The following is a 25099-nucleotide window of genomic DNA, read 5'->3' on the forward strand; positions in this document are numbered from 1 at the left end:
GGGGTGTGCGTAATGATTGTAATCGTGAATGTAATGGGCTTAGCTCTGTTAAATGGCGGAAAACATTCATATCATTACGCAACCCGTGCGGATATATAGGACCTTTTTGTCTTATGAGAAGCGTACGTTGCGTATATCGTAACGTACGCTTTTATGCATTCTATTGCATATCGTCAAGCGGCGGTATGCTTTTTTTTGTTTATTTTCCTTGTTACTATAAAAAATCAGAATTTGGAAGGTGGAAAAATGTGATGAAATTGTATGGCTTACGAAATGTAAATGTGATGGGTTTGGATAGCGGGTAAAGAAATGTGAATCAAACGGGAACGAGAAAGGGGAGGTTATATTGTTTTCAGTATTACTAAAGTTAAGCTGGTTTTTTAGAGAGCATTGGAAAAGGTATAGTATCGCAATTGGGGTGCTTTTAATTGTAAACGTGATAGAGGTAATTCCACCGAAAGTGTTAGGAATTACAATTGATAATATTAAAACGGGAGCCTTAACGAATGAGGCGATTATGCAATATATTTTTATTTTACTTGGGGTAACGATTGGTGGGTATGTGCTTACTTTCATTTGGCAGCACCAACTATTTGGCGGTGCGTTCGTACTTGAGAAAACGATGCGTTCAAAATTTATGGGGCATTTACTTAAGATGACACCGACGTTTTATCAAAAAAATCGTACTGGCGATTTAATGGCGAGAGCGACAAATGATTTAAAAGCAATCTCCATGACAGCTGGTTTTGGTATATTAACGCTCGTTGATTCTAGTCTATATATGCTTACAATCGTTTGTATGATGGGCTTTTCAATTAGTTGGCAGTTAACATTTGCTGCGCTTATACCGCTTCCGATTATGGCGTATGCGATGAATAGATACGGAAAGAAGTTGCATGAAAGATTTACAGTCGCGCAAGATGCGTTCGGGGATATGAACGATAAAGTACTTGAATCAATTGCGGGTGTACGCGTTATTCGTGCGTATGTACAGGAGAACGCTGATCAAGAAAGGTTTCATCATTTAGGAGATGACGTATACGAGAAAAATATGAGAGTAGCAAGAATCGATGCATTATTCCAGCCAACTGTAAAAATGCTCGTCGGTCTTAGTTATTTAATTGGTTTAGTGTACGGTGCATATCTCGTATTCCAATCAAAGGTGACACTTGGTGAGCTCGTTTCTTTTAACGTCTATTTAGGGATGATGATTTGGCCGATGTTTGCAATTGGTGAATTGATTAATGTTATGCAAAGAGGAAATGCGTCGCTCGACCGTGTAAATGAAACGTTAGCTTATGAACCGGATGTAAAGAATCCGAAAGATCCAAAGGTTGTACAAGAGCCAGATTACATTCAATTTGATAACGTTACTTTTTCATATCCTTCATCAATTGAAACAAATTTAAAAAATGTTTCGTTCTCATTAAAACAAGGAGAGACACTTGGAGTTGTTGGGAAAACAGGAAGCGGGAAAACGACGCTCGTTCGTCAGCTTCTTCGTCAATATCCACTTGGGGAAGGGGATATTGCGGTTTCTGATGTGAAGCTAGATAAAATTACGAATGATAACGTACTTGGCTGGATTGGATATGTACCTCAGGAACACATTTTGTTCTCAAAAACAGCGAAGGAAAATATTTTATTCGGAAATAGAGAAGCGACTGAAGAAGAACTTGAAAAAGCGATTGAAATAGCTGCGTTTAAAAAGGATTTAGAGTTTTTACCGGAAGGTTTAGAAACGCTCGTTGGAGAGAAAGGTGTTTCTTTATCAGGTGGGCAAAAGCAAAGGATTTCGATTGCGAGGGCTGTTATTCAAAATCCGGAAATTTTAATTTTGGACGATTCTTTATCAGCTGTTGATGCTCGTACTGAAGCGGCAATTATTGAAAACATACGAACAGAAAGAAGCGGGAAGACGACGATTATAACGACGCATCGTTTGTCAGCAGTGCAGCATGCTGATTGGATTCTCGTTATGGATAACGGTGAGGTTATTGAAGAAGGTTCGCATGAAGCGCTCGTTCGAAATGGGGGCTGGTATGCAGAGCAGTTCGAAAGACAACAAGGTGAAAGTGAAAGTACGGATAGTGGGGTGAAAATATGAGTGTTTCAAAACGATTGTTTCAATACGCGATGAAAGTAAAAGGGCCGATTTTTGCAGCGATGGCGATGCTATTTGTTTTCGTTATTGCAGAACTCGCGGGTCCTTTCGTCGCAAAAACGATGATCGATGAGCATATCGTTGGAATAGAGAGACCCTGGTATGAAACAGAAAAGAGTGAGGATGCTGTTTCATATAATGGCGCCTTTTATAAGCGAAGTGATCGCTTTGAACAAGGTGAGCAAAAAGGGAAAGAAGTCCGAGTGATTCAAGTTGGTTTTCAGTACTATTTTGTACCGAATAAAATAACGCTTGAAGGAACTCGTTCTGTTAAGGGTGATGTGCTTACAGTACAAAGTGGTAAGGCAGTGCAAGTGTATAAATCGAAAGCCTTAACGAAAGAAGAAGTATTTGCGTTTTATAAACCAGAAATAAATAGGTTATTACTACTTGGCGGTGGATATTTCGCTTTATTAGTAGTCGTATCATTATTTGCATACGGAAAGCAGTTCTTCTTACAGAAGGCGGCAAACAAAATTATTCAAATTATGAGGGAAGACGTCTTTTCCCATATTCAAACGTTGCCAATTCGTTATTTTGACCATTTACCAGCAGGGAAAATTGTATCGCGTGTAACGAATGATACAGAAGCGATTCGTGATTTGTATGTAACAGTGCTTGCGACATTCGTCTCTAGTATCATCTATATTATCGGGATTTTCGCTGCGCTATTTTTACTTGATGTAAAACTGGCGGCACTATGCTTACTCATCATCCCAATTTTAATTGTTTGGGCGATTATGTATAGAAAGTATGCGTCTGTATACAATCATAAAATGCGTTCGCGTTTATCGGATATTAACGGAACAGTGAATGAATCAATTCAAGGGATGCCAATTATTCAAGCATTTCGTCAAGAACATGAAACGAAGAAGGAATTTGAAGAGTTAAATGGTGATTATTTTAAATATCAAAATAAAATTTTAAATTTAAATGCAGCAACTTCGCATAATTTAGTGTCTGTATTAAGAAACATCGCTTTTACAGGTGTAATTTGGTATTTCGGTGGTGCTTCATTAAGTGCTTCTGGCCTCCTTTCTCTAGGGGTACTGTATGCTTTCGTCGATTATTTAACGAGATTGTTCTCGCCAATTACGAACATGGTGAACCAACTTGCTAACTTAGAGCAATCGCGTGTTGCATCAGAGCGCGTCTTTGAATTGCTAGAGGAAAAGGGAGAGGCAGTAGAAGAAGAACGTATGCCTCGCTTAACCGGAAATGTGAAATTCGATAATGTTTCGTTTTCTTACAATGGAAAAGATGAAGTATTAAAAAATATTTCTTTCGAAGCGAAACAAGGGGAGACAGTGGCACTTGTCGGTCATACTGGATCAGGAAAAAGTTCCATTATGAATGTGCTCTTTCAGTTTTATGAATTTCAAAAAGGGAAGCTTACGATTGATGGTCACGATGTAACAGAGATGCCGAAACAAGCAACACGTGAACATATGGGAATTGTATTGCAAGATCCGTTTTTATTTAGCGGGACAGTGGCATCCAATGTAAGCTTAGAAAATGAAAAAATTTCAAAAGATTGCATCGTAAAGGCGTTACGTGATGTTGGTGCGGAAAGGTTTGCGAACAATATAGATGAAAAAATTACGGAGAAAGGAAGTACACTTTCAACCGGAGAACGTCAGCTTATATCGTTTGCTAGAGCACTTGCTTTTGATCCTGCTATTTTAATTTTAGATGAAGCGACTTCCAGTATTGATACAGAAACAGAAGCGATGATTCAACAAGCGCTAGAAGTTGTGAAAAAAGGACGAACGACGTTTATTATCGCTCATCGTCTTTCAACAATTAAGAGCGCTGATCAAATTATTGTGCTTGATAGAGGAACGATTTTGGAAAAAGGTTCCCATGATGAATTAATGAAAAAGCGCGGGCGTTATTACGATATGTATAAAACGCAAATGGAAGGAAACCAGAGTGCTTAATTTTTAGAAGAACTTGCGATTTTCGCAAGTTCTTTTTTGATTGGATTGTCCGCTTAGAAGTTAATATATTTCACCGGCTGAAAAACTTATAAATAAGTAAGTATTGTTTTACCTTTTTCTTTATAAATGCTATATTAAAAAATGTTACTTATTTTTTGTATGTAGCGCTATTTTTCCATTTTGTTTGATTATGAAGAAAAAGGTTAAACTAAATAAGAACATTTTCATTGAAAAATTGTTCGAAATTGCATACAATCAATATAGTTTTTAAATTCCTATCAGAATACTTGGAGGACTACTATCATGAAAAAATTATTTTCAGTGCTTGCAGTAACTACATTAGCGATTGGGATTGTAGCGGGCTGCGGCAAAGAAGAGAAAAAAGATACAGCTAGTCAAGATGCATTACAAAAGATAAAACAAAGTGGTGAACTTGTAATTGGAACAGAAGGTACATACCCACCGTTCACATTTCACGATTCAAGCAATAAATTAACTGGATTTGATGTTGAGCTATCAGAAGAAGTTGCAAAACGTTTAGGTGTAAAGCCTGTATTTAAAGAAACACAATGGGATAGCTTACTTGCTGGATTAGATGCAAAACGTTTCGACATGGTTGCTAACGAAGTTGGTATTCGTGAAGATCGTCAAAAGAAATATGACTTCTCTAAACCATACGTTTCATCTTCAGCAGCGTTAGTTATCGCAAAAGATAAAGATAAGCCTGCTACATTTGCTGATGTAAAAGGTTTAAAAGGAGCACAATCTTTAACGAGTAACTATGCAGATATCGCTAAGAAAAATGGTGCGGAAATCGTTGGTGTAGAAGGATTTAGCCAAGCGGCAGAATTATTAAGTTCTGGACGCGTTGATTTCACAATCAATGATAAATTATCAGTGTTAAACTATTTAGAAACGAAAAAAGATGCAAAAATTAAAATTGTAGATACAGAAAAAGAAGCATCACAAAGTGGATTCTTATTCCGTAAAGGTAGCGACAAACTTGTACAAGAAGTAAATAAAGCGTTAGAAGATATGAAAAAAGATGGTACGTACGATAAAATAACGAAAAAATGGTTCGGTGAAAATGTATCTAAGTAGCGCATTGATGTCAGATCGATTGTCTACTTGGATAGATATTATGCAGACTTCCTTCGCGCCTATGCTGAAGGAAGCTGTCTTTACGACAATTCCGTTAACGCTTATTACATTTATTATCGGTATTATACTTGCGACGTTAACAGCGCTCGCACGTATTTCAGGTAGTCGTATTTTACAATGGATTGCTCGTATCTATGTATCTATCATTCGCGGAACGCCACTTCTTGTACAGTTATTTATTATTTTCTATGGTCTTCCAACTCTTAATATTGAAGTTGAGCCATATACAGCAGCAGTTATTGGATTTTCATTAAATGTAGGTGCATATGCATCTGAAATTATTCGTGCTTCTATCCTTTCAATCCCGAAAGGACAGTGGGAAGCAGCTTACACAATTGGGATGACATACCCGCAAGCATTAAAACGTGTTATTTTACCACAAGCAACACGCGTATCAATTCCGCCGCTTTCGAATACATTTATTAGTTTAGTGAAGGATACGTCATTAGCGTCGTTAATTTTAGTAACAGAAATGTTCCGAAAAGCGCAGGAAATTGCGGCAATGAACTATGAGTTTTTAATTGTTTATTTTGAAGCAGGTCTAATTTATTGGGTAATTTGCTTCTTATTATCTATCGTGCAACAAATATTAGAAAAACGTTCAGAACGTTATACTCTAAAATAACCCTTTCATAAAAGGAGTTTTTGTTTTTATGATTTCAATTCAACATTTACAAAAAAGTTTCGGAGATAATACCGTACTAAAACATATAGACTTATCAGTTGAGAAGGGCGAAGTTGTTGTTATTATCGGGCCATCTGGATCTGGTAAAACGACATTCTTGCGTTGTCTCAACGTGTTAGAAACGCCGAACGCTGGTAACATTCGCATCGGCAATAAAGAGCTCGATTTCTCTCAAAAAGTATCGAAGAAAGATATTGTAAATCTTCGTACGCAAACAGGTATGGTATTCCAGCACCATAATCTATTCCCGCATTTAACAGCAATTCACAATGTAATGGAAGGGCTCGTTACAGTGAAAAAGATGGGGAAAGAAGAGGCGAAGAAAAAAGCAAACTATTTCCTTGAAAAAGTTGGTCTTGCGGATAAAGTAGACTTATATCCGTTCCAATTATCAGGTGGACAACAACAGCGCGTTGGAATCGCTCGTGCGCTTGCGATGGAGCCGGAAGTTTTACTATTTGATGAGCCAACGTCAGCACTTGATCCTGAGCTAGTTCAAGAAGTTTTAAAGGTTATGAAAGAACTTGCTAAAGAAGGAATGACGATGGTCATTGTAACGCATGAAATGCGCTTTGCTCATCAAATTGCGAACCGTGTTATTTTCATGGATGGCGGTGTCGTTGTCGAACAGGGTACACCGGAAGATGTATTTACAAATCCAAAAGAAGAACGAACGAAGAAGTTTTTACAAATGTTGCAGTAAATTAAGGAAGGTCTCAAGGCATATGCCTTGAGACCTTTTTGCCATATATATTTATTTTTGGAATCCGCCAAGACTTTGCTCAGCCATTGCAACTAAACGTTTTGTAATTTCTCCACCAACAGAACCGTTAGCGCGAGCCGTAGAATCTGCTCCTAATTGTACACCAAATTCTTGAGCGATTTCGTACTTCATTTGATCGATCGCTGCCGTTGCACCTGGTACTACTAATTGATTGTAAGAACTTTGGTTTGCCATAGGAATATATCCTCCTTAGAGTTATAAAAATTTTTTTGGTTGGACTAGCTGGATTTGAACCAGATTATCGCCCCGTTTGGCGCTAATCCATCGGTAATTAAGTTTGTACTCATAGTATGGATGTTACCTAGAAAGATATACAAAAAAATAATTTGTAAATTTTGTAAAAAATATTTCATCATTTCGTAAATTATGAAATAAGAGTAATCGTTGTATTTTTAAGAAAGAAGGCTAAACTAAGAGCGAAATCATATGCGTTTTTTTCTTTGTATAACCAGCTTGGCTTACTTAACTTATGATTTGTTAAAGTGAGACAAATTCCAGTTTAGTAAAATGAAAATTAAATCGGGAGCAACTACATAGTTCTGTTTTAACCCAGGATGGGGCAGAAAAAGGAACTGACCGCGTCTATGCACGGCTAGATGCTCTCTTTAATCTAAAAAAGAGGCTTTTAAACGAAAATGTAATTAAAGTGAGAAAAATTAAAGCTTAGTAAAATGAAAATTAAACGGCAACAACTGCATAGTTCTGTTTTAACCAAGGGTGGGGCAGAAAAAGGAACTGACCGCGTCTATGCACGGCTAGATGCTCTCTTCAATCTAAAAAAAGGGCTTTTTAATTGTTTTTAAACGATAACGTATGGAGGAATCATGATGGGAATTTGCCCGCTTTGCAACGCACTAGAATCACAAACATATTCTTGTCAAAATTGCCAAGGTATACTCCAAGATTATGGGAAAACTGTAGATTACATAGACGATTACAGTGCATATATGGATCAAGAATTATTAAGTGCAGTAGACGGTTTAACACATAATAATTCACAGGAGTATTGCAATCATGTTTTTTATTGCGGAGTATGTAATGTGGAAACAGAAGTTGTAGTGAAGCTCGTTTAAATAAAAAACTTCCACCTTATGAAGGAGGTGGAAGTTTTTGTTTTTGTATTTGTGAGTTAATCATAGGGGAAGGGATGTTTTCGGTATGTGACGAAGGATTTGATTTTATTTGTGACATTTTTTCTTTCGTGTCGCGCAAAGAGTGTTCAGTTAAATAGATGGCATATTCATAAAATAATTGGCGCGTAAGTTCACTTTGTTCTTTTAACTTTTCATCTTGGAATACAGTTCGCCCCGGTTTAGAATTTGCTTCAAATAGCCACGGGTTTTCCGTGGTGTCTAAACCAATGTCAAAACCAATTTCTCCAATGTTCCCGGTTACTTGCCCATCAAGTGCATAACTGATTTGTAAGGCTGTTTGTTTTAGTTTATTTTCAATTTGAACTTGCTTTGTTGAATCAGGAAATAGTTCCTGAAGTAATTTCGTATCACCGCCGCTATTTACATGAGTTGTTAAGCTACCTTTGCCGGCGATTTTTGCGACGATTGCACTGACTACCCAATTACCAAAATGGTTTTTATTTGTATGAATGCGAAAATCGACGGGTTGCCCTTCGAAGCGGAGCAGTGAGATACCTTGTTGTACGATAAACTTTTTTAAATCATGTCCTTTTAACACATGGTTAAGAAGGGCTTCTAATGATTGATACTTTCTTAGTTTGTTTTGTTCATTTTCACGATAACGACAATAGTAGCAATTATCAGTTTGAGAATAGAGTATTTGATGAATATTTCTTCCGAAGCTACCGTGTATTGGTTTCATATAAATGTACTTATACGTACCGAGAAGTCGTTCTACTTGTTCAAAATGTTGAAATACTTCTGTATTTGGTAAGAATGGTTTAATTGAATCTTCTTTCATTAAAAGTTGATGCACTTCCCATTTATTGAAAAATCCCGGATTAAACCACGGAATCGCATAGTCGCTTTCTAAACGTTTTTTTGCTCTTACGATAGGTTTGTAATTTTCTGCTTGCCGATTTGGTAATCGGTCGTAAATGACATTTGGTAAAGGGACTTTGTTTTTTACCCATTTTCCTTCTTGAAAGAAGTACCCTTCAATTGTTTCCTCTCCCCAGTTTATATGTTGAATGCCAAAGACAAATACAAATGGCTGCAATGTGAATGGTGGTGTTAATAACTCACTGAGAGAGATGGAACGACTTCCTAAAGGAGAATTAGAATCATCGTTAAAGCCAGTTGTGAAAATCCCGATTAATGGGCCGAAAACAATGGTTTGATTGTGTAAGAAGGCATGGATTGTTGCTGAATGCGGTAGTAAAAGATCGGCTGCAATCTGTTCGCCAATAATAATTTCTCGCGTGAATGAATAATGAATTTTAATATTCTCACATGTAATATAACGTAAGCCAAAGAAAAAGGATGTAATTGGTGGTGTAATAGAAAAAACGTAAGGTAAAGTAATACTATTTGGATGCTCATCTGAAATACTTAATGTATATATGTGCTCTTTCAACGGGGATTTCCTCCTTTCGTTATGGTGTAAATCGGCTAAACTTTAATGGACCATGAAAAATTTGTTCAGCCAGTTCGTCGTTGTACCTAGTATAAACTTCGTAAGATGGCATCGTATTGACGTACATAAGCCAAATGGCACCTTTTTGATCCATAATGGTAGAAAGCTCTAGTTCAAATAATGAAGAATAGGACTGATCGAGTGTTTTAAACACTTCATTTACAACATCATGTAAAGCATCTTTTAATAATTGAACGCCAGTTGGAGAAAGTAAATATTTAATTTTAGAAAAAGGATGTAACATAGAACGTTCTGTTGCTGAAAGTAAAAATTGTGCTGGGAATGAAGATTTTTGTATAAATTGACCGAGCACTTTCCAATTCTGTTCTTTATTTTTTTGCATAATGGTTCGAATATGAATCGGATATGATAGTTGATTTGGAGGTTGTAACATTGGATGAATCATATAACGGAATGAGTGTATGTTCGATTTGCACCATGATATAAATTCATCTGTTCGTTTGAATTGAGTAGAAGTATGATGTTGTTCATTTATTGTATCGATATGAAATGTTTTATTTTTGTAAGTGGCCCGATATAAATTTTCATTGGAGTGTATATTGATTGGTCTTATAATAATATCTCTTGTTTCTAGTAGTAATTTAAAAATTCCTTGTACTGTTCCTTTTATTATTTTTGGTACGTAAGGGGAAAGACGTTTATTAGTAATAAAAAGATTGTGCAAATCGCTTGGGTTAATAAGTGTGTTGTTTAAAAAAGTAGTGGAAGAACGTTTGTGTAATGAATGAATAATCGCATTTGCTTGTTGGAATTCCTCATCCTCTTTGAAATGACAACGATCATATATATATGAAGGAATGGGAAAGGTTTGATCTATCCAATTTCCTGTATCTGTATCGTAAATAAGACCAGAAACAAGATCTGTCTTTGAATCAATGCTAAACGGTGTGAATTGGGCAACGACGTTATGATAAAGACGAGCTCGCTTAGCGATTTCGGTGTAATACATTTGCTCGTGATGGAGCCCGGAAGTTAAAAGACCAAGAACCAACGAAATCACTCCTTTAGTAATAAGATGTTTGCATTATAGGCGAAGCTATATATTGCAAATACGTTTTTATACCATTATACTTTTGTCCGTATGATGATATGCTATAGTTTTGGAGAAGTGAAAGGTTGATTGTGATGAATATATGGTTAAATATGTTAATAACGACAGGGCTCGGGGCAATTATTGGAGGATACACAAATCATTTAGCGATAAAAATGTTATTTCGTCCTCATCGTCCGATTTATATTGGGAAGTTTCAGGTTCCATTTACGCCAGGGTTAATTCCGAAGCGCCGCGATGAGCTTGCTGTTCAATTAGGTAAAATGGTTGTAGACCATTTGTTAACACCAGAAGGAATCGGAAAAAAACTAACAAATAAAGAGTTTCAAACCAGTTTAATTCGCTGGACACAAGTGGAAGTTGATAAAGTAATTACAAATGAACAGTCGTTACGGGATATGTTAGAAAAATGGAATTTAGAACATGTAGAAGAAGAGGCGATCGGGAAAATCGAACATGTTATTACAGAAAAAATTCATGCATTTTTAGCAGAGTACTATACATATACATGGGAACAGGCGTTACCTCATTCTGTTCATGAAAAAGTAGAGAATGCGATTCCGAATGTAGCATCTTTTATTTTAAAAAGAGGAATTAGCTTTTTGGAAAGTGAAGAAGGAAAGGAACGCCTTTCAAAAATGATTGATGACTTTTTCGCTTCTCGCGGGACATTGCTTAACTTAGTTGGTATGTTTTTAGGAAATGTAAGTTTAGTTGATCGCGTGCAGCCGGAAGTCATTAAGTTTTTAGGACAAGATGGAACAGAGCGTCTGTTAACTGATGTACTGCAAAAAGAGTGGGAAAAGTTAAAAGAAAGAGACGTAAAAGAATTAGAAACGTTCGTAGAGAAAGAAATGATTGTGAACTCCATATTGTCAGCGGTTAAAGTAGAGGAAACAGTGAGTAGATTTTTAAATCAGTCTGTTCAGCAAGTATGTGAGCCAGTTCGAGAAACAATCGTTGAAAAAGTGGTCCCTAGCGCAGTAGAGAAAGGCTTGAAGTGGGGGACAGAAAATGTGGGAAGTATATTGGGAAATCTACAGCTTGCGGAAATTGTCCAGCAAGAAGTGTCTACATTTTCTACAGAAAGACTAGAAGATCTTGTACTATCTATTACAAAAAATGAGTTGAAGATGATTACATATTTAGGGGCATTATTAGGAGGAACGATTGGATTTATTCAAGGCTTGTTGCTCTTGTTCCTTAAGTAATAAAAGTGAAATTTCTTCACATCTCTTGCATAGTTTGATATGGTAAGAAGAGGTGCGGATAAAATGCACTTAAAAGGCAGTGCGAGCGAAAAGCGCTAGCCTTCTAAAGGAGGAAAAATAAAATGACAAAAAACATTCATGATGTTGCATATGAATTACAAAAAACAATCGCTGAAAACGAAGATTTCCAAACACTAAAAGCAAGCTACGCAGCAGTACAAGGAGATGCAGAGTCAAAGAACTTATTCGAAGAGTTCCGCACGATGCAACTTGGCTTACAACAAAAAATGATGCAAGGCCAAGAAATCACTGAAGAAGATAACCAAAAAGCACAAGAAGTTGTAGCTCGCATTCAACAAGATGCAAAAATCACAAAGTTAATGGAAACTGAGCAACGTTTAAACATCGTTATCACTGACGTTAACAAAATCATCATGAAGCCACTTGAAGAATTATATAGCGCGCAACAAGCGTAATGATAGAAGACGCTCCTACTATAGGGGCGTTTTTTTATTGTAGAAAAATGTAAGGGTTTTCCTTTTGTTTGTCAAAATACTGTCAAATACATATAGTTGGAAAAATAATGCATTTGTACTATAATGATAAGCGAGATATATTACACCATGTTAATTAATGTGGTGAAGTATATAAATTAAAAATCTTTATTACACACATTATGAAATAAAGGGATGATTAGTTTGAGTACAGGTGTAAAAGCAAACGACGTGAAAACAAAAACAAGAGGAGCAGATCTTGTTGTTGATTGTTTAATTAAACAAGGTGTTACACATGTTTTCGGTATTCCAGGAGCGAAGATTGACTCTGTATTTGATGTACTGCAAGAAAGAGGACCAGAGTTAATTGTTTGTCGTCATGAACAAAATGCAGCATTTATGGCAGCTGCTATTGGTAGATTAACAGGGAAACCGGGCGTATGTCTTGTAACTTCAGGACCAGGGACATCAAATTTAGCGACAGGTCTTGTTACTGCGAATGCGGAGAGTGATCCCGTTGTTGCTTTAGCTGGTGCAGTTCCGCGTACAGATCGATTAAAACGTACGCATCAATCTATGGATAATGCTGCATTATTCGAACCAATCACTAAATATAGCGTAGAAGTCGAGCATCCTGATAATGTACCAGAAGCACTTACTAATGCATTTCGAAGTGCTACTTCTACAAATCCAGGAGCAACACTTGTAAGTCTTCCGCAAGACGTTATGACTGCGGAAACGACAGTAGAATCTATCGGTGCGCTTTCTAAGCCACAGCTTGGAATCGCTCCCACAAATCATATTGAATACGTAGTAGAAAAAATAAAATCAGCAAAATTACCAGTTATTTTACTCGGTATGAGAGCAAGCACCAATGAAGTAACGAAAGCAGTTCGTGAGTTAATTGCTGGTACAGAACTTCCTGTTGTTGAAACGTATCAAGCAGCTGGTGCAATTTCACGTGAGTTAGAAGATCATTTCTTCGGCCGCGTTGGATTATTCCGTAACCAACCAGGTGATATTTTACTAGAAGAAGCGGATTTTGTTTTATCTATCGGCTATGACCCAATTGAGTATGATCCGAAATTCTGGAATAAACTTGGCGATAGAACAATTATTCACCTCGATGATCACCAAGCAGATATCGATCATGATTACCAACCAGAGCGTGAATTAATTGGTGATATCGCTTTAACTGTAAATAGCATTGCGGAGAAATTACCGAAGCTTGTATTAAATACGAAATCAGAAGCAGTTTTAGAACGATTACGCTCGAAATTATCAGAGCAAGCAGAAGTTCCAAATCGTGCTTCAGAAGGTGTTACGCATCCACTTCAAGTCATTCGTACACTTCGTTCTTTAATTAGTGACGATACAACCGTTACATGTGACATCGGTTCCCATTCTATTTGGATGGCAAGATGTTTCCGTTCTTATGAACCACGTAGACTATTATTTAGTAACGGTATGCAAACGTTAGGTGTTGCACTTCCTTGGGCAATTGCCGCTACTTTAGTTGAGCCGGGTAAAAAAGTTGTTTCAGTGTCAGGTGATGGTGGTTTCTTATTCTCTTCGATGGAGTTAGAAACAGCGGTACGTTTAAATGCACCGGTTGTACATCTCGTTTGGAGAGACGGTACATATGATATGGTTGCGTTCCAACAAATGATGAAATACGGTAGAACATCAGCTACAGAGTTTGGCGATGTTGATCTTGTGAAATATGCAGAAAGTTTCGGAGCAATAGGTCTTCGTGTCAATACACCAGACGAATTAGAAGGTGTATTGAGAGAAGCGTTAGAAGCAGAAGGTCCTGTCATTATTGATATTCCAATTGACTACCGTGACAACATTAAATTAAGCGAAAAATTATTACCAAACCAATTAAACTGATGGGGGCATGAGTGAGATGACAGTTGCGCAATTAATTGATATTGATGCAAAAAGAACGAAAACGAATAATGAAGTATATCAAACATCTACAATGCTTGCGCTATTAGATGGTATATATGATGGTGTTATTAACTTTGAGGAATTGAAAGAACGTGGTGATTTTGGCATCGGTACATTTGATCAATTAGATGGTGAAATGATTGCGTTTGATAATGAGTTTTACCATTTACGTTCAGACGGTTCAGCGGAAAAAGTAGAACCGGAAGAAACAACACCTTTCGCGACTGTAACGTTTTTTGAAAAAGAAATGAGTTATACGGTAGAGCGTCCGATGAATCGTGAAGAAGTGGAAGCATTATTACATGAGTTAATGCCAAGTAAAAACTTATTTTATGGTATTCGAATGGACGGTACGTTCCGTGAAGTTAGAACGAGAACTGTTCCAAGACAAGAAAAACCGTATACGCCGCTCGTTGAAGTGACGAAATCACAACCGATCTTTTCATTTAAAGATACAGAAGGTACGCTAGCTGGATTTTGGACACCAGATTACGCGCAAGGTATTGGTGTAGCTGGTTTCCACTTACATTACATTGATGATGAAAGAAGCGGTGGCGGACATGTTTTCGACTATGTTGTAGAAAACTGTACGATCCAAATTTGTCAAAAAGCTCATATGCATTTAGCACTTCCTGAAACAGCTGATTTTATGGCAGCTGAATTATCAAGAGAAAACTTAGAGAATGATATTGCGACCGCGGAAGGTGCGGAGTAAAAAGGAATCGAAATTATGTATTCTCTATATAAAGAACCGAAGTCTTGTTCAGGCTTCGGTTTTTTTCATTGATTTGCAATCTTCGAGTGAAATTCCCCTATCCAATTTCACTGCACCGCCTCATTATGTTTCTTTTGTAAAATGAAAACTCAATTTTGAAGCAAAAGAAATATAAATTTCTCTCCAAACATATACATCAAAAGGATAGGGGGGATATGATGGAAAACTCCATTACTATTAGTTTATGCATGATTGTAAAAGATGAAGAACAAACTATATCAACATGCTTAGAATCGGTCAAAAGTGTTGTGGATGAAATTATTATTGTAGATACAGGTTCAACAGATGGTACAAAAGAAATTGTGAAGAAGTACGACGCGAAAGTTTATGATTTTCAATGGATTGAAGATTTTTCAGCGGCACGAAATTTTGCGTTTTCTAAAGCTACAAAAGAATACATTCTTTGGCTAGACGCTGATGACATAATAGATACGGAAGATATAAAGAAATTGTTGCAGTTAAAAAGTACGTTAGATCGTAGTACGGATGCAGTATCTATGAAATATTATTTAACTTTTGATATAGAAGGAAATCCAACACATTCTTTAAGGAGATATCGATTAGTCAACAGAAGTAGAAATTTTCAATGGTATGGATTTGTTCATGAATATTTAGAGGTGTATGGAAATCTTATAAATAGTGATGTAGGGGTAAGTCATAAAAAAATAAAAGCATATACTAATCGTAATTTAAAAATATATGAAAAACATCTTGAGAGTGGAAAAGAATTTAGTCCCCGCGATGTTTACTATTATGCAAATGAATGTAAGGATCACAGATTATTTGATAAGGCTGTTAAGGGGTATTCTAGGTTTTTAGATGAAGAAAAGGGTTGGGTTGAAGATAACATTCAAGCTTGTTTAAAAAGAGCCGAATGTTATTTAGAATTGGGGGACTTAAAAAAATCTATACAGTCTTGTTTGCAATCATTGACGTATGACACGCCTAGAGGAGAACTTTGTTGCCACTTAGGACGTGTATTTTTGCAACAAGGGGAATATTCTAAAGCGATATATTGGTACCATGCAGCAATTGACGGGCCACGGCCAAAGGATTCGCCGTTTGTCCGAGAAGAGTGTCATACATGGTTGCCGCATATTCAACTATGTATTTGTTATGATCGAATAAAAGAATATGAAAAGGCAATTTATCATAACGAACAAGCTGCACAGTTCATACCTAATAATCCAAGCATTGAATATAATAGAAAATATTTTGATAGTTTATCGGAAAAATAATATTTAATAATACTAGATAATCATTTTGGCTGCTGAGAGGAGTTTGATTCATGCTCACAAGTATAATTATATTGACTCATAATCAATTACAATATACAAAAGAATGCATCCAAAGTATTAGAACTTATACAGTGGAACAAGAGTATGAGTTAATAGTTGTGGACAACGCGTCAACAGATGGTACTGTAGAATGGTTACAAAAACAATCGGATATTATGCTAGTGGAAAATGCGGAGAATATGGGTTTTCCAAAGGGATGCAATCAGGGGATTAAAGAGGCAAAAGGTGATAATATTCTATTATTAAATAATGATGTGGTCGTAACTGAAAATTGGCTAAGCAACTTAATTCGGTGTTTATATGAAAGTAAGGATACTGGAGCGGTAGGGCCCATAACTAATAATGCAGCTTACTATACTGCTATACCAACCTTTTATAAAGATATTGAAGGAATGCAGAAGTTTGCAACTTTATATAATCAAAGTGATAAAAATAAATGGGAAGAACGTATGAAATTAATCGGATTCTGTATGCTTATAAAAAAATCAGTGTTAGATGAAGTTGGATTATTAGATGAACGATTTACACCGGGGAATTATGAAGATGATGATTTGTCACTAAGAATGTTTGAAAAAGGATATAAACTGTATTTATGTAAAGATACATTTATTCATCACTACGGAAGTGTCTCATGGAAAGAAGATAGTATGAAATTTTCTGTAGTTTTACATGCAAATAATATAAAATTGTATGAAAAATGGGGATTTTATGGTGAAAGTTTATACATTCATTATGATTTATTAGCAATTGTAGATCGATTTGCGCCTGATCAAGTGAATATTCTTCATATAGGAGCTGGGTGTGGTGCAACTTTATTAGAAATGAAAAGGCGTTATCCGGCAGTTTCCATATTTGGAGCAGAAATTAATGAAAAAGCAGCAGCTCTTGCAAATAGGGTAGCTCCTACAACTTCTGCTGAGTATGACAAGTTACATGAGGTATTTACAGATGAAAAATTCCAGTACATCCTACTATCACATCCCATTGAGCCAGCTCAATTACCGTATGTCATACAATCTATGTCACAACTTTTAACACCAACAGGAACTTTTATTATGTCGAAATTCAATTTAGATAATTATTATGCATTAAAAAAATAATGCTTTTAAGATTTTTTCTTTGGAGATGAGCTGTATTTTGCAATGCTTTAGGAACAACGGTTTCTTTTATAGAAACAAAACCGAAATCCAATCCCGGATTTCGGCTTTTCGACGTGTGATGAATTACGAAAAAAGAGCTATCCTATAAGTCAGTGAAACCAACTTATAGGATAGCTTCTTTATTTTGAAACAAACGGATGCTTTTCATAATAAAACCGCCATGGGTAGTGAATGGCTTCTTCTGCGTAATCAATATTAATACGAGGGCCAGCTATTATGTTATATGTGGATAATAAATGTTCTTCTTCCGGAACTAATTCAATATGTAACGTATCATTTTGTAATGATACCCCGCGCTCTTCTAAAGTGATTCCGAGTGCTCGGCATAGTTTTCCGGGGCCATTTGTTAAGTTTTTATACTGAGCTTTCGTAATGTCGGTTTTGTTGTAGCGCGCTAGTTTCATGTTTTCGATTCCATCTACAGGTTCAAGAGCACGTATGAGAACTCCTTGCGGGGTGCCGATTGGTGCTGTAATTACGTTAAAGCAATGATACATGCCGTAAATTAAATATACGTAAGCATGTCCTGGTGCGCCGAACATTACTTCTGTTCGATCCGTTCTTCTTCCGCCGTAACTATGAGCGGCCTTATCATCTGGACCTTTGTATGCTTCTACTTCTACAATAATTCCGCTCCGCTTTATGCCGTCTACAATATGAACAAGTTTATGTCCGAGTAACTTCTTTGCGACTTCTAACGTATCGCCTTCATAAAAAGAAGGTGGTGCCTGCATTGTACTATCTCCTTTGCTGGTTGTATATGTATATAGTAAACCAAATTTCCAGTAGTAATTCTAACTCGTTCTATTTACTACATTTATTTCATAAATTATGGATAGAGTACAACAGCGAAGAGGGGGAGTGCGACATGATTTATCGCTTACTAGCTCTTAATATAGATGGGACACTACTATACAACAACGGAAAAATCGCAAAAGGGTTACGGGAGACAATTGACTTTGTGAAAAGAAAAGATGTATACGTTACATTGTTTACGAATCGTAATTTTCAATCTGCTCATAAAATAGCGAAGGCGTTAAAATTAGATTCTATATTAGTTACGCATGGCGGTGCTTTCGTTTCAGCATCGTTAGATAAGCCGTTCGCTCAAAGGAGATTATCTGAAGAGAAAACCTTTAATATTGTGCAAGTGTTAGAGCATTTTGATTGTAATGTTCGCATTTCGCATGAACGATATTCAATTGGGAATCGTGAGAGAAATACACCAAACTTAATTGCGCGTACTGTATTATCAAGCGCAGATCCATTATTTTATCCGGTTCAATTTGTAGATTCGCTAGGGGATGCACTGCGTGATCATCCAGTAGCTGCACCAAAAATTGATATTGTTTTCCGTACGAAAGGTGAAAAAGAAAGAGGGATGAATACGTTAAGAAAGGCATTTCAAGATGTAGAGTACGTCGAGTGTGATGAAAGACATATAGAAATTCTCCCTCAAAATGTATCAAAACTACGTGGTTTACAATTACTTGGGGAGCATTTAAATATTAACCTTAGTGAAATGGTTGCGATTGGAGATAGCGTAGAAGACTTAGAGGTAATTGAAAATGTTGGGCTCGGGGTAGCGATGGGGAACGCCCCTGTAGAATTAAAGCAAGCCGCAGACTGGATTACACGTTCTAATACTGAGAACGGCGTAGAGTATATGATTAAAGAGCATTTTCGTAAGCAATTCCCGCTTCCTTTTTTAAAGAATCATAAACATACACCGAAACGATGAAAAAAGAAACGTAGCATTTTGGCTACGTTTTTTTGTCGACTTTATTTGAAAAGTTTAAATCAATATTCCAATAGGAAATGAAAGCTTTTCAGGGGATAAATTGTGTCTGGAATCTATACAATTCACTTGAATACTCTAGGAAACTGTTGTAGAGTGGATGATGTTGCCGAAATAGTTACACCACATGAAATATTCTTCAGATTAATTTTATTGAGCTCCCGTACGTAAAAACATTTCCGCGTGATAGTTTAGTTCACGTATTATCTCAAAAATGAATTGTAGTAATTTTATTAATTAGTTGTAGAGTTTCTTTGTTTTATTTAAATGGATTATTTTAAATTAATGTGAGTAAGACTTGGTACATATGAAATGTACTTCTTTTGTGGGTTTAGGAAGTTTAAAAGGGGGAATGAATTTCTTGAGGAAATCATTTAATCAAAAAGTAAAAAAATAAGTAGTAGTTTTATAGTTGTATTACTAATATGTATGAATTTTTTAATCCATTTACCATTTAAAGCAGAGGCAGCTACAACAGAATTAAAAGGTTTAGGTGATGTATCTTATTACAACGCCATCATTTTTGGAGATCATAGTGCAACGAGTGCGGATATTGAGGGTGCGATGGCTGTTCAAAAAAATATGAACGCATCAAGTTATACAGTCCTAGCGGCTGCAACTGGAGCAAACAACTTAGCTGGAGCAACATGGAAAGATGAAGGATATCCATCATTATTACTAGGTGGTCAATTTACGAAAGCGGGAGCAGGACAAGTAATCATCCAAGATGGAACAGTGGCGATGACAAAAGATGGCGACCCAGAGGGTGCAATGAAATCATCTTATGACCGTATCTCTTATAAAGAGCAAGCAGAGATTGATGCTAAATTTAAAGAATTTAGAAAAGACGTTGATGGTGTAATTGGGGATGCGGGTCAATTGCAAACTGATAAGCCAAAACTTAATATGAGCTTTGGAATCGGTGAAGATGTAAACAACCCTAATATTTACGTTTCTTCAGGCTTAACAGGAAAGAAAATATTTGATGTAAGAGATGTTTATCTTCCGAATGTAAATAACAAAGACTTTATTGTTATTTATTCAGACGCAGAAGAAGTGAATTTTGGTAGCGGTGCAATTTTGTACGATACGAGAAATACTGGGATGGCAACAGACTTAATTAATACATCTCAAGCATATGACCCTAATTCAGCTTTTACTGAGTTAGCTAATAAAGTCATTTGGGTGTTCCCTAATGCTACAAAGATAACAACTAAAGGTTATGGTGTAGTAGGTAGTGTGTTTGCGCCTAATGCTGTTGTAGAGACAAAAGGTGGTTCTATTAACGGACAAGCCTATGTTGGGGGATTACACCAAAGAGATGGATTTGAGGTTCATAACTTTAAATTTAATTGGCCAAAGTGGAATAAGCCAGTAGTTGAAAAAGGAAACTTACAAATTAAAAAAGTTGATGCAAATGATGAAAAGATTGTTTTAAAAGATGCAAAATTTGATGTTATAGACAAAGATAATAATGTTGTGGCTACTGTTACAACGAATGAAAAGGGTATTGCTGAAATCAAGGATTTACCACTTGGTGACTATTTTGTAAAAGAAATAAGTGCACCAGAAGGATATATAAAAGTTGATACACCAGTAAAAGTAACAATTGATAGTACAAACGTAATTGAAATTGTTATGAAGAATACGAAAAAAGTAGAGAATGGCCAATTTAAATTATTGAAAAAAGATAGTAAATCTGGTCAACTTCTACCAGGTGCAAAATTTGATGTTATAGATAAAGATGGAAATGTTGTTGAAACAATTATTACAGATGGTAAAGGTGCAGCTTTATCAAAACAACTTCCAGTTGGAACATATACATTAAAAGAAGTTGAAGCACCAAAAGGTTATGAACTATCATCTAGCTCAGTTCGTGTTGATGTAGAGGCTAATAAAGTAGTTACTGTAGATGTGTTGAATAAAAAGATCGTTGAAAAAGTAACAGGTCAATTTGAAATCGTAAAAGTAGATGCGAATGATAAAACGAAGCTATTATCGGACGCAGAGTTTGAAGTGTATAAAGATGGTAAAAAAATAGATACATTACGAACAGATAAAACAGGTAAAATAATCTCTAAGAAATTAGAACCAGGAAAATACACATTAAAAGAAACGAAAGCACCACAAGGATATAAGTTGTTAAAAGAAGAAATTGAAGTCGTTGTGGAAGCAAACAAAGTAGTACAAGTACAAGTAGAAAATGCGAAAGAACTAGGAAGTTTACAAGTAATCAAAAAGGATGCAGAGAGTGGAAAAGTTCTAGAAGGCGCGGAATTCAGACTGAAAAACGAAACTGGTCAAGTAGTTGGAGGAGCGAAAACAACGAATAAAGATGGTGTTGTGACATTCGAAAACTTAGTGCCAGGAAAGTACACGTTAGAAGAAACGAAAGCGCCGGAAGGCTACAAAGCGGTAGAATTAAAAGTGGAAGTAAATGTTGTAGCAAATGAAGTAGTAAAACAGGAAGTAATGAACGAAAAAGTTCTGGGTCAATTTGAAATCGTAAAAGTAGATGCGAATGATAAAACGAAGCTATTATCAGATGCAGAATTTACTGTGTATAAAGATGGTAAAAAGGTAGCAGAGTTGAAAACTGATGAGAGTGGAAAAGCGATGTCACCGAAATTACCATTAGGTGAATACACAGTGAAAGAAACGAAAGCACCAGAAGGTTACAAGATTTCAAATAAAGAATGGAAAGTAACAATTCAAAATGAGAAAGAAGTAGTAAAAGTAGAGGCAGAAAATGAAAAACTCTTGGGCTCTCTACAAATTATTAAAACAGATGATAAAGATCAAGCGGAACGTTTAGCAGGCGCAGTATTTACATTGAAAGATGCTAAAGGAAATGTTGTAAAAGAAAAAATTACAACAGATAAGTCTGGAACGGTTAAAGTAGAAGGACTAGTACCGGGTGAGTATACGTTAGAAGAAACAAAAGCACCAGAAGGTTATGAGTTAACAAAACAAGTAATTCATGTAACAGTCGACGGTGAAAAAGTTGTTGATGTAAAAGTAACGAATAGTAAGAGCCTTGGTCAATTTGAAATCGTAAAAGTAGATGCAAACGATAAAACGAAGCTTTTATCAGACGCAGAATTTGAAGTGTATAAAGATGGTAAGAAAGTAGAGATGTTACAAACAGATAAAACAGGTAAAGTCATCTCTGGAAAATTAGAACCAGGAAAATACACGTTAAAAGAAACGAAAGCACCAAAAGGATATAAATTACTAAAAGAAGAAATTGAAGTCGTTGTGGAAGCAAACAAAGTAGTACAAGTACAAGTAGGAAATGCGAAAGAACTAGGAAGCTTACAAGTAATCAAAAAGGATGCAGAGAGTGGAAAAGTTCTAGAAGGCGCAGAATTCAGACTGAAAAACGAAACTGGTCAAGTAGTTGGAGCAGCGAAAACAACGAATAAAGATGGTGTTGTGACATTCGAAAACTTAGTGCCAGGTAAGTATACGTTAGAAGAAACGAAAGCGCCAGAAGGCTACAAAGCGGTAGAAGTTACAGTAAAAGTAAATGTTGTAGCAAATGAAGTAGCAAAACAAGAAGTATTGAATGAAAAAGTGAAAGAAAAAATCACAGGTCAAGTAGAAATTACAAAGATAGATGCTAATGATACAGATAAAAAATTAGAAGGTGCAGTGTTTGAAATTCTGAAAGACGGAATGAAAATAGACACATTAACATCAGATAAAAATGGTAAAGCAACTTCGAAGAAACTGGAACCAGGAGATTACGTTTTAAAAGAAGTCCAGGCTCCAGAAGGATATAATTTATCTGATAAGGGAATTGAATTTACGATTTCTAATGAGAAAGTAGAAGTTATAAAGCTTCAAATTACCAATGAAAAAGAAACAGGAAAAGGTCCAGAGAAACCAGGTGGAGAGACAGAAACACCAGGTGGAGAGACAGAAAAGCCAGGTGAAGGAATAGAAAAGCCAGGTGAAGGAACAGAAACACCAGGTGGGGGAACAGGAACACCAGGTGAAGGAACAGAAAGCCCAGGCGAAGAAGTAGAAAAGCCTAACTTACCAGAAAAAGAACAAGGCGGTTCTAATAATCAAAAACTTCCAGCTACAGGGCATAATACGGATTACCTTCCATTTATAGGTGTAATTCTGGTGTTATTAGGAATACGTTTAAGATTTATGATTAAAAATAGCTAATAGGTTTATAAAAGGCATAAGAGAAATGTTATCTCTTATGCCTTTAAGTTTTTAATAGAAGAAATAAGGTAAAACCTTCTGTATTGACCTTCAAACGCCCTTCAAGTAAACTAAAGAGAGTTTGCAAATGAAAAGGTGATAATGTTGTTAATTTCAATTAAAACGTTACAAGATGATCGTTTTTTACGTCCGCTACAAAATATTGGCGGTTTATTTTTTGAAGAGAGCACGATAGGGTTTGAGAAAGAAGAAGCAAATCTTATCGTTGATATACAGATAGAAGGTAATGTGACAGCATCGGCTCGTTTAACAGATGTTGCAACCGGAAATGTATATGAAGAAACATTCGCAAAAGATTTATCTGCTTTCACAGAAGAAAAAGAACGTATGAAGCAAGTGAAACATGTTGTTTCTTACGTATATCTTTCTGTACTTCAACAGCTAACTGGACTTGAACAGAGCTGGGGAATATTAACTGGGGTACGCCCAACGAAACTTCTTCACAAACTGCTTCAAAATGGTATGTCAAAAGAAGAAGCGCATAAAGAACTTCGTGAAAGTTATTTAATTCATGAAGAGAAAATTGAACTTCTTCAGCGTATTGTTGATTGCCAATTAGCGGTTGTTCCGGATTTATACCGTTTGAAAGAAGAAGTAAGTATTTACATCGGTATTCCGTTTTGTCCTACAAAATGTGCGTACTGTACGTTCCCGGCTTATGCAATTAATGGACGCCAAGGATCAGTTGATTCGTTCTTAGGCGGGTTACATTATGAAGTTCGTGAAATTGGTAAGTTTTTAAAAGAAAAAGGTGTTACAGTTACGACGATTTATTACGGCGGCGGTACACCGACGAGTATTACAGCAGAAGAGATGGATATGTTGTATGAAGAAATGTACCAAGCTTTCCCTGATGTGAAAGATGTACGTGAAGTAACAGTTGAGGCAGGTCGCCCAGATACGATCACACCAGCAAAGCTAGAAGTGTTAAATAAATGGAATATTGACCGTATTAGTATTAATCCGCAGTCATACCACCAAGAAACACTAAAAGCAATTGGACGTCATCACACTGTAGAAGAAACGATTGAGAAGTATCATTTAGCACGTGAAATGGGAATGAACAATATTAATATGGATTTAATTATTGGTCTTCCTGGTGAAGGATTAGACATCTTTAAGCATACGTTAGATGAAACAGAAAAGTTAATGCCAGAATCGTTAACAGTTCATACGTTATCATTTAAACGTGCTTCTGAAATGACGCAAAACAAACGTAAATATAAAGTAGCAGGTCGCGAAGAAATTACTGCGATGATGCATGAGGCGGAAGAGTGGACGAAGAACCATAATTACGTACCATACTATTTATATCGTCAAAAGAATATTTTAGGTAACTTAGAAAACGTTGGGTATGCAATACCGACGCAAGAAAGTATCTACAATATTGTTATTATGGAAGAAGTACAATCGATTATCGGACTTGGTTGCGGGGCATCAAGTAAATTTGTTCACCCACAAACAGGAGCAATTACACACTTTGCGAATCCGAAAGATCCAAAATCATATAACGATGGCTTCGTGAAATATACAGAAGATAAACTGAAAATTTTAGAAGAGCTATTCGTGTAAGAAGAAGGGGGTTGTTCCGATTTGGAACAGCCTCTTTTTATATTGTCAGTTTTTGTCGGTAAGTCGATATATTCGAAAAATAGCTGATATAAATTGAGTTGCGTTCGATATATTCAAAAAATCGCCGATATAATTTCATTTACCATCAAACGGTCCATATGTAAAACTATGTCGATAATAATC

At 36.2% G+C, this 25099-nt stretch carries 18 protein-coding genes and 1 pseudogene; 15 read left to right on the forward strand and 4 right to left on the reverse strand.

Features of this window, described 5'->3' with window-relative positions; all coding sequences use genetic code 11:
- Window positions 1-346: 346 nt before the first annotated feature.
- The 5 genes from JFT89_RS22080 to JFT89_RS22100 all read left to right on the forward strand — a co-directional run bounded on the left by JFT89_RS22080 (window position 347) and on the right by JFT89_RS22100 (window position 6653).
- Window positions 347-2107: an ABC transporter ATP-binding protein gene (locus JFT89_RS22080; RefSeq protein WP_002063973.1), complete on the forward strand. Its 1761-nt coding sequence runs from the start codon at window positions 347-349 to the stop codon at window positions 2105-2107.
- On the forward strand, window positions 2104-4104 hold the full coding sequence (locus JFT89_RS22085) for an ABC transporter ATP-binding protein (RefSeq protein ID WP_016094701.1): 2001 nt from the start codon (window positions 2104-2106) through the stop codon (window positions 4102-4104). Before JFT89_RS22080 ends, JFT89_RS22085 begins: the two co-directional genes overlap by 4 nt.
- A gap of 303 nt (window positions 4105-4407) precedes the next feature.
- Entirely contained in the window at window positions 4408-5205 is a 798-nt protein-coding gene (locus tag JFT89_RS22090) for an amino acid ABC transporter substrate-binding protein (RefSeq protein WP_002063975.1), read from the forward strand.
- Window positions 5192-5890, forward strand: coding sequence for an amino acid ABC transporter permease (locus JFT89_RS22095; protein ID WP_033706449.1), 699 nt, complete (start codon window positions 5192-5194; stop codon window positions 5888-5890). Before JFT89_RS22090 ends, JFT89_RS22095 begins: the two co-directional genes overlap by 14 nt.
- A gap of 28 nt (window positions 5891-5918) precedes the next feature.
- Entirely contained in the window at window positions 5919-6653 is a 735-nt protein-coding gene (locus tag JFT89_RS22100; protein WP_002010843.1) for an amino acid ABC transporter ATP-binding protein, read from the forward strand.
- Window positions 6654-6704: 51 nt separating this feature from the next.
- Here JFT89_RS22100 and sasP read toward each other — a convergent pair whose 3' ends face one another.
- A complete protein-coding gene (sasP, locus tag JFT89_RS22105; protein WP_000013349.1) occupies window positions 6705-6908 on the reverse strand; it encodes a small acid-soluble spore protein, SasP family in 204 nt (67 codons plus the stop codon).
- A 653-nt stretch (window positions 6909-7561) separates the two neighbouring features.
- Here sasP and JFT89_RS22110 point away from each other — a divergent pair.
- Window positions 7562-7807 (forward strand): hypothetical protein, encoded by a 246-nt coding sequence (locus JFT89_RS22110; RefSeq protein WP_002087367.1) that lies wholly within the window; start codon window positions 7562-7564, stop codon window positions 7805-7807.
- A gap of 16 nt (window positions 7808-7823) precedes the next feature.
- Here the strand turns inward: JFT89_RS22110 and JFT89_RS22115 are convergent, their stop codons facing one another.
- Both JFT89_RS22115 and JFT89_RS22120 read right to left on the reverse strand, forming a co-directional pair.
- Entirely contained in the window at window positions 7824-9284 is a 1461-nt protein-coding gene (locus tag JFT89_RS22115) for a YheC/YheD family endospore coat-associated protein (RefSeq protein WP_002063977.1), read from the reverse strand.
- 19 nt (window positions 9285-9303) lie between these two features.
- Complete coding sequence (locus tag JFT89_RS22120) at window positions 9304-10356, reverse strand: YheC/YheD family protein (RefSeq protein ID WP_201040583.1); 1053 nt, start codon at window positions 10354-10356, stop codon at window positions 9304-9306.
- Window positions 10357-10481: 125 nt separating this feature from the next.
- On the opposite strand from JFT89_RS22120, the gene JFT89_RS22125 reads away from it, so the two are divergent.
- The 6 genes from JFT89_RS22125 to JFT89_RS22150 all read left to right on the forward strand — a co-directional run bounded on the left by JFT89_RS22125 (window position 10482) and on the right by JFT89_RS22150 (window position 17247).
- Entirely contained in the window at window positions 10482-11627 is a 1146-nt protein-coding gene (locus JFT89_RS22125) for a DUF445 domain-containing protein (protein WP_016094699.1), read from the forward strand.
- 122 nt (window positions 11628-11749) lie between these two features.
- The gene (locus JFT89_RS22130) at window positions 11750-12103 is read left to right on the forward strand and encodes a YlbF/YmcA family competence regulator (protein ID WP_002030016.1); all 354 of its coding nucleotides are present in this window, start codon (window positions 11750-11752) and stop codon (window positions 12101-12103) included.
- Window positions 12104-12325: 222 nt separating this feature from the next.
- Entirely contained in the window at window positions 12326-14014 is a 1689-nt protein-coding gene (alsS, locus tag JFT89_RS22135) for an acetolactate synthase AlsS (RefSeq protein WP_002166310.1), read from the forward strand.
- 16 nt (window positions 14015-14030) lie between these two features.
- On the forward strand, window positions 14031-14789 hold the full coding sequence (gene alsD, locus JFT89_RS22140) for an alpha-acetolactate decarboxylase (protein ID WP_002010862.1): 759 nt from the start codon (window positions 14031-14033) through the stop codon (window positions 14787-14789).
- Window positions 14790-15007: 218 nt separating this feature from the next.
- Entirely contained in the window at window positions 15008-16087 is a 1080-nt protein-coding gene (locus JFT89_RS22145; RefSeq protein WP_016094698.1) for a glycosyltransferase, read from the forward strand.
- A gap of 50 nt (window positions 16088-16137) precedes the next feature.
- On the forward strand, window positions 16138-17247 hold the full coding sequence (locus JFT89_RS22150; RefSeq protein WP_016094697.1) for a glycosyltransferase: 1110 nt from the start codon (window positions 16138-16140) through the stop codon (window positions 17245-17247).
- A gap of 179 nt (window positions 17248-17426) precedes the next feature.
- Here the strand turns inward: JFT89_RS22150 and JFT89_RS22155 are convergent, their stop codons facing one another.
- Window positions 17427-18041, reverse strand: coding sequence for a DNA-3-methyladenine glycosylase (locus JFT89_RS22155; protein ID WP_201040584.1), 615 nt, complete (start codon window positions 18039-18041; stop codon window positions 17427-17429).
- A 134-nt stretch (window positions 18042-18175) separates the two neighbouring features.
- Here JFT89_RS22155 and JFT89_RS22160 point away from each other — a divergent pair, with 134 nt between their 5' ends.
- From JFT89_RS22160 to JFT89_RS22170, 3 genes and pseudogenes are all read left to right on the forward strand, one after another.
- On the forward strand, window positions 18176-19048 hold the full coding sequence (locus JFT89_RS22160) for a Cof-type HAD-IIB family hydrolase (RefSeq protein WP_201040585.1): 873 nt from the start codon (window positions 18176-18178) through the stop codon (window positions 19046-19048).
- Window positions 19049-19466: 418 nt separating this feature from the next.
- Window positions 19467-23284: pseudogene (locus JFT89_RS22165) on the forward strand (MSCRAMM family protein).
- Between the two features lie 141 nt (window positions 23285-23425).
- Window positions 23426-24916, forward strand: a complete 1491-nt coding sequence (locus JFT89_RS22170) for a coproporphyrinogen III oxidase (RefSeq protein ID WP_002010930.1) — start codon at window positions 23426-23428, stop codon at window positions 24914-24916.
- Window positions 24917-25099 lie beyond the last annotated feature (183 nt).

The sequence above is a fragment of the Bacillus sp. TH25 genome, from assembly GCF_016650935.1.
Classification (GTDB): Bacteria; Bacillota; Bacilli; order Bacillales; family Bacillaceae_G; genus Bacillus_A; species Bacillus_A mycoides.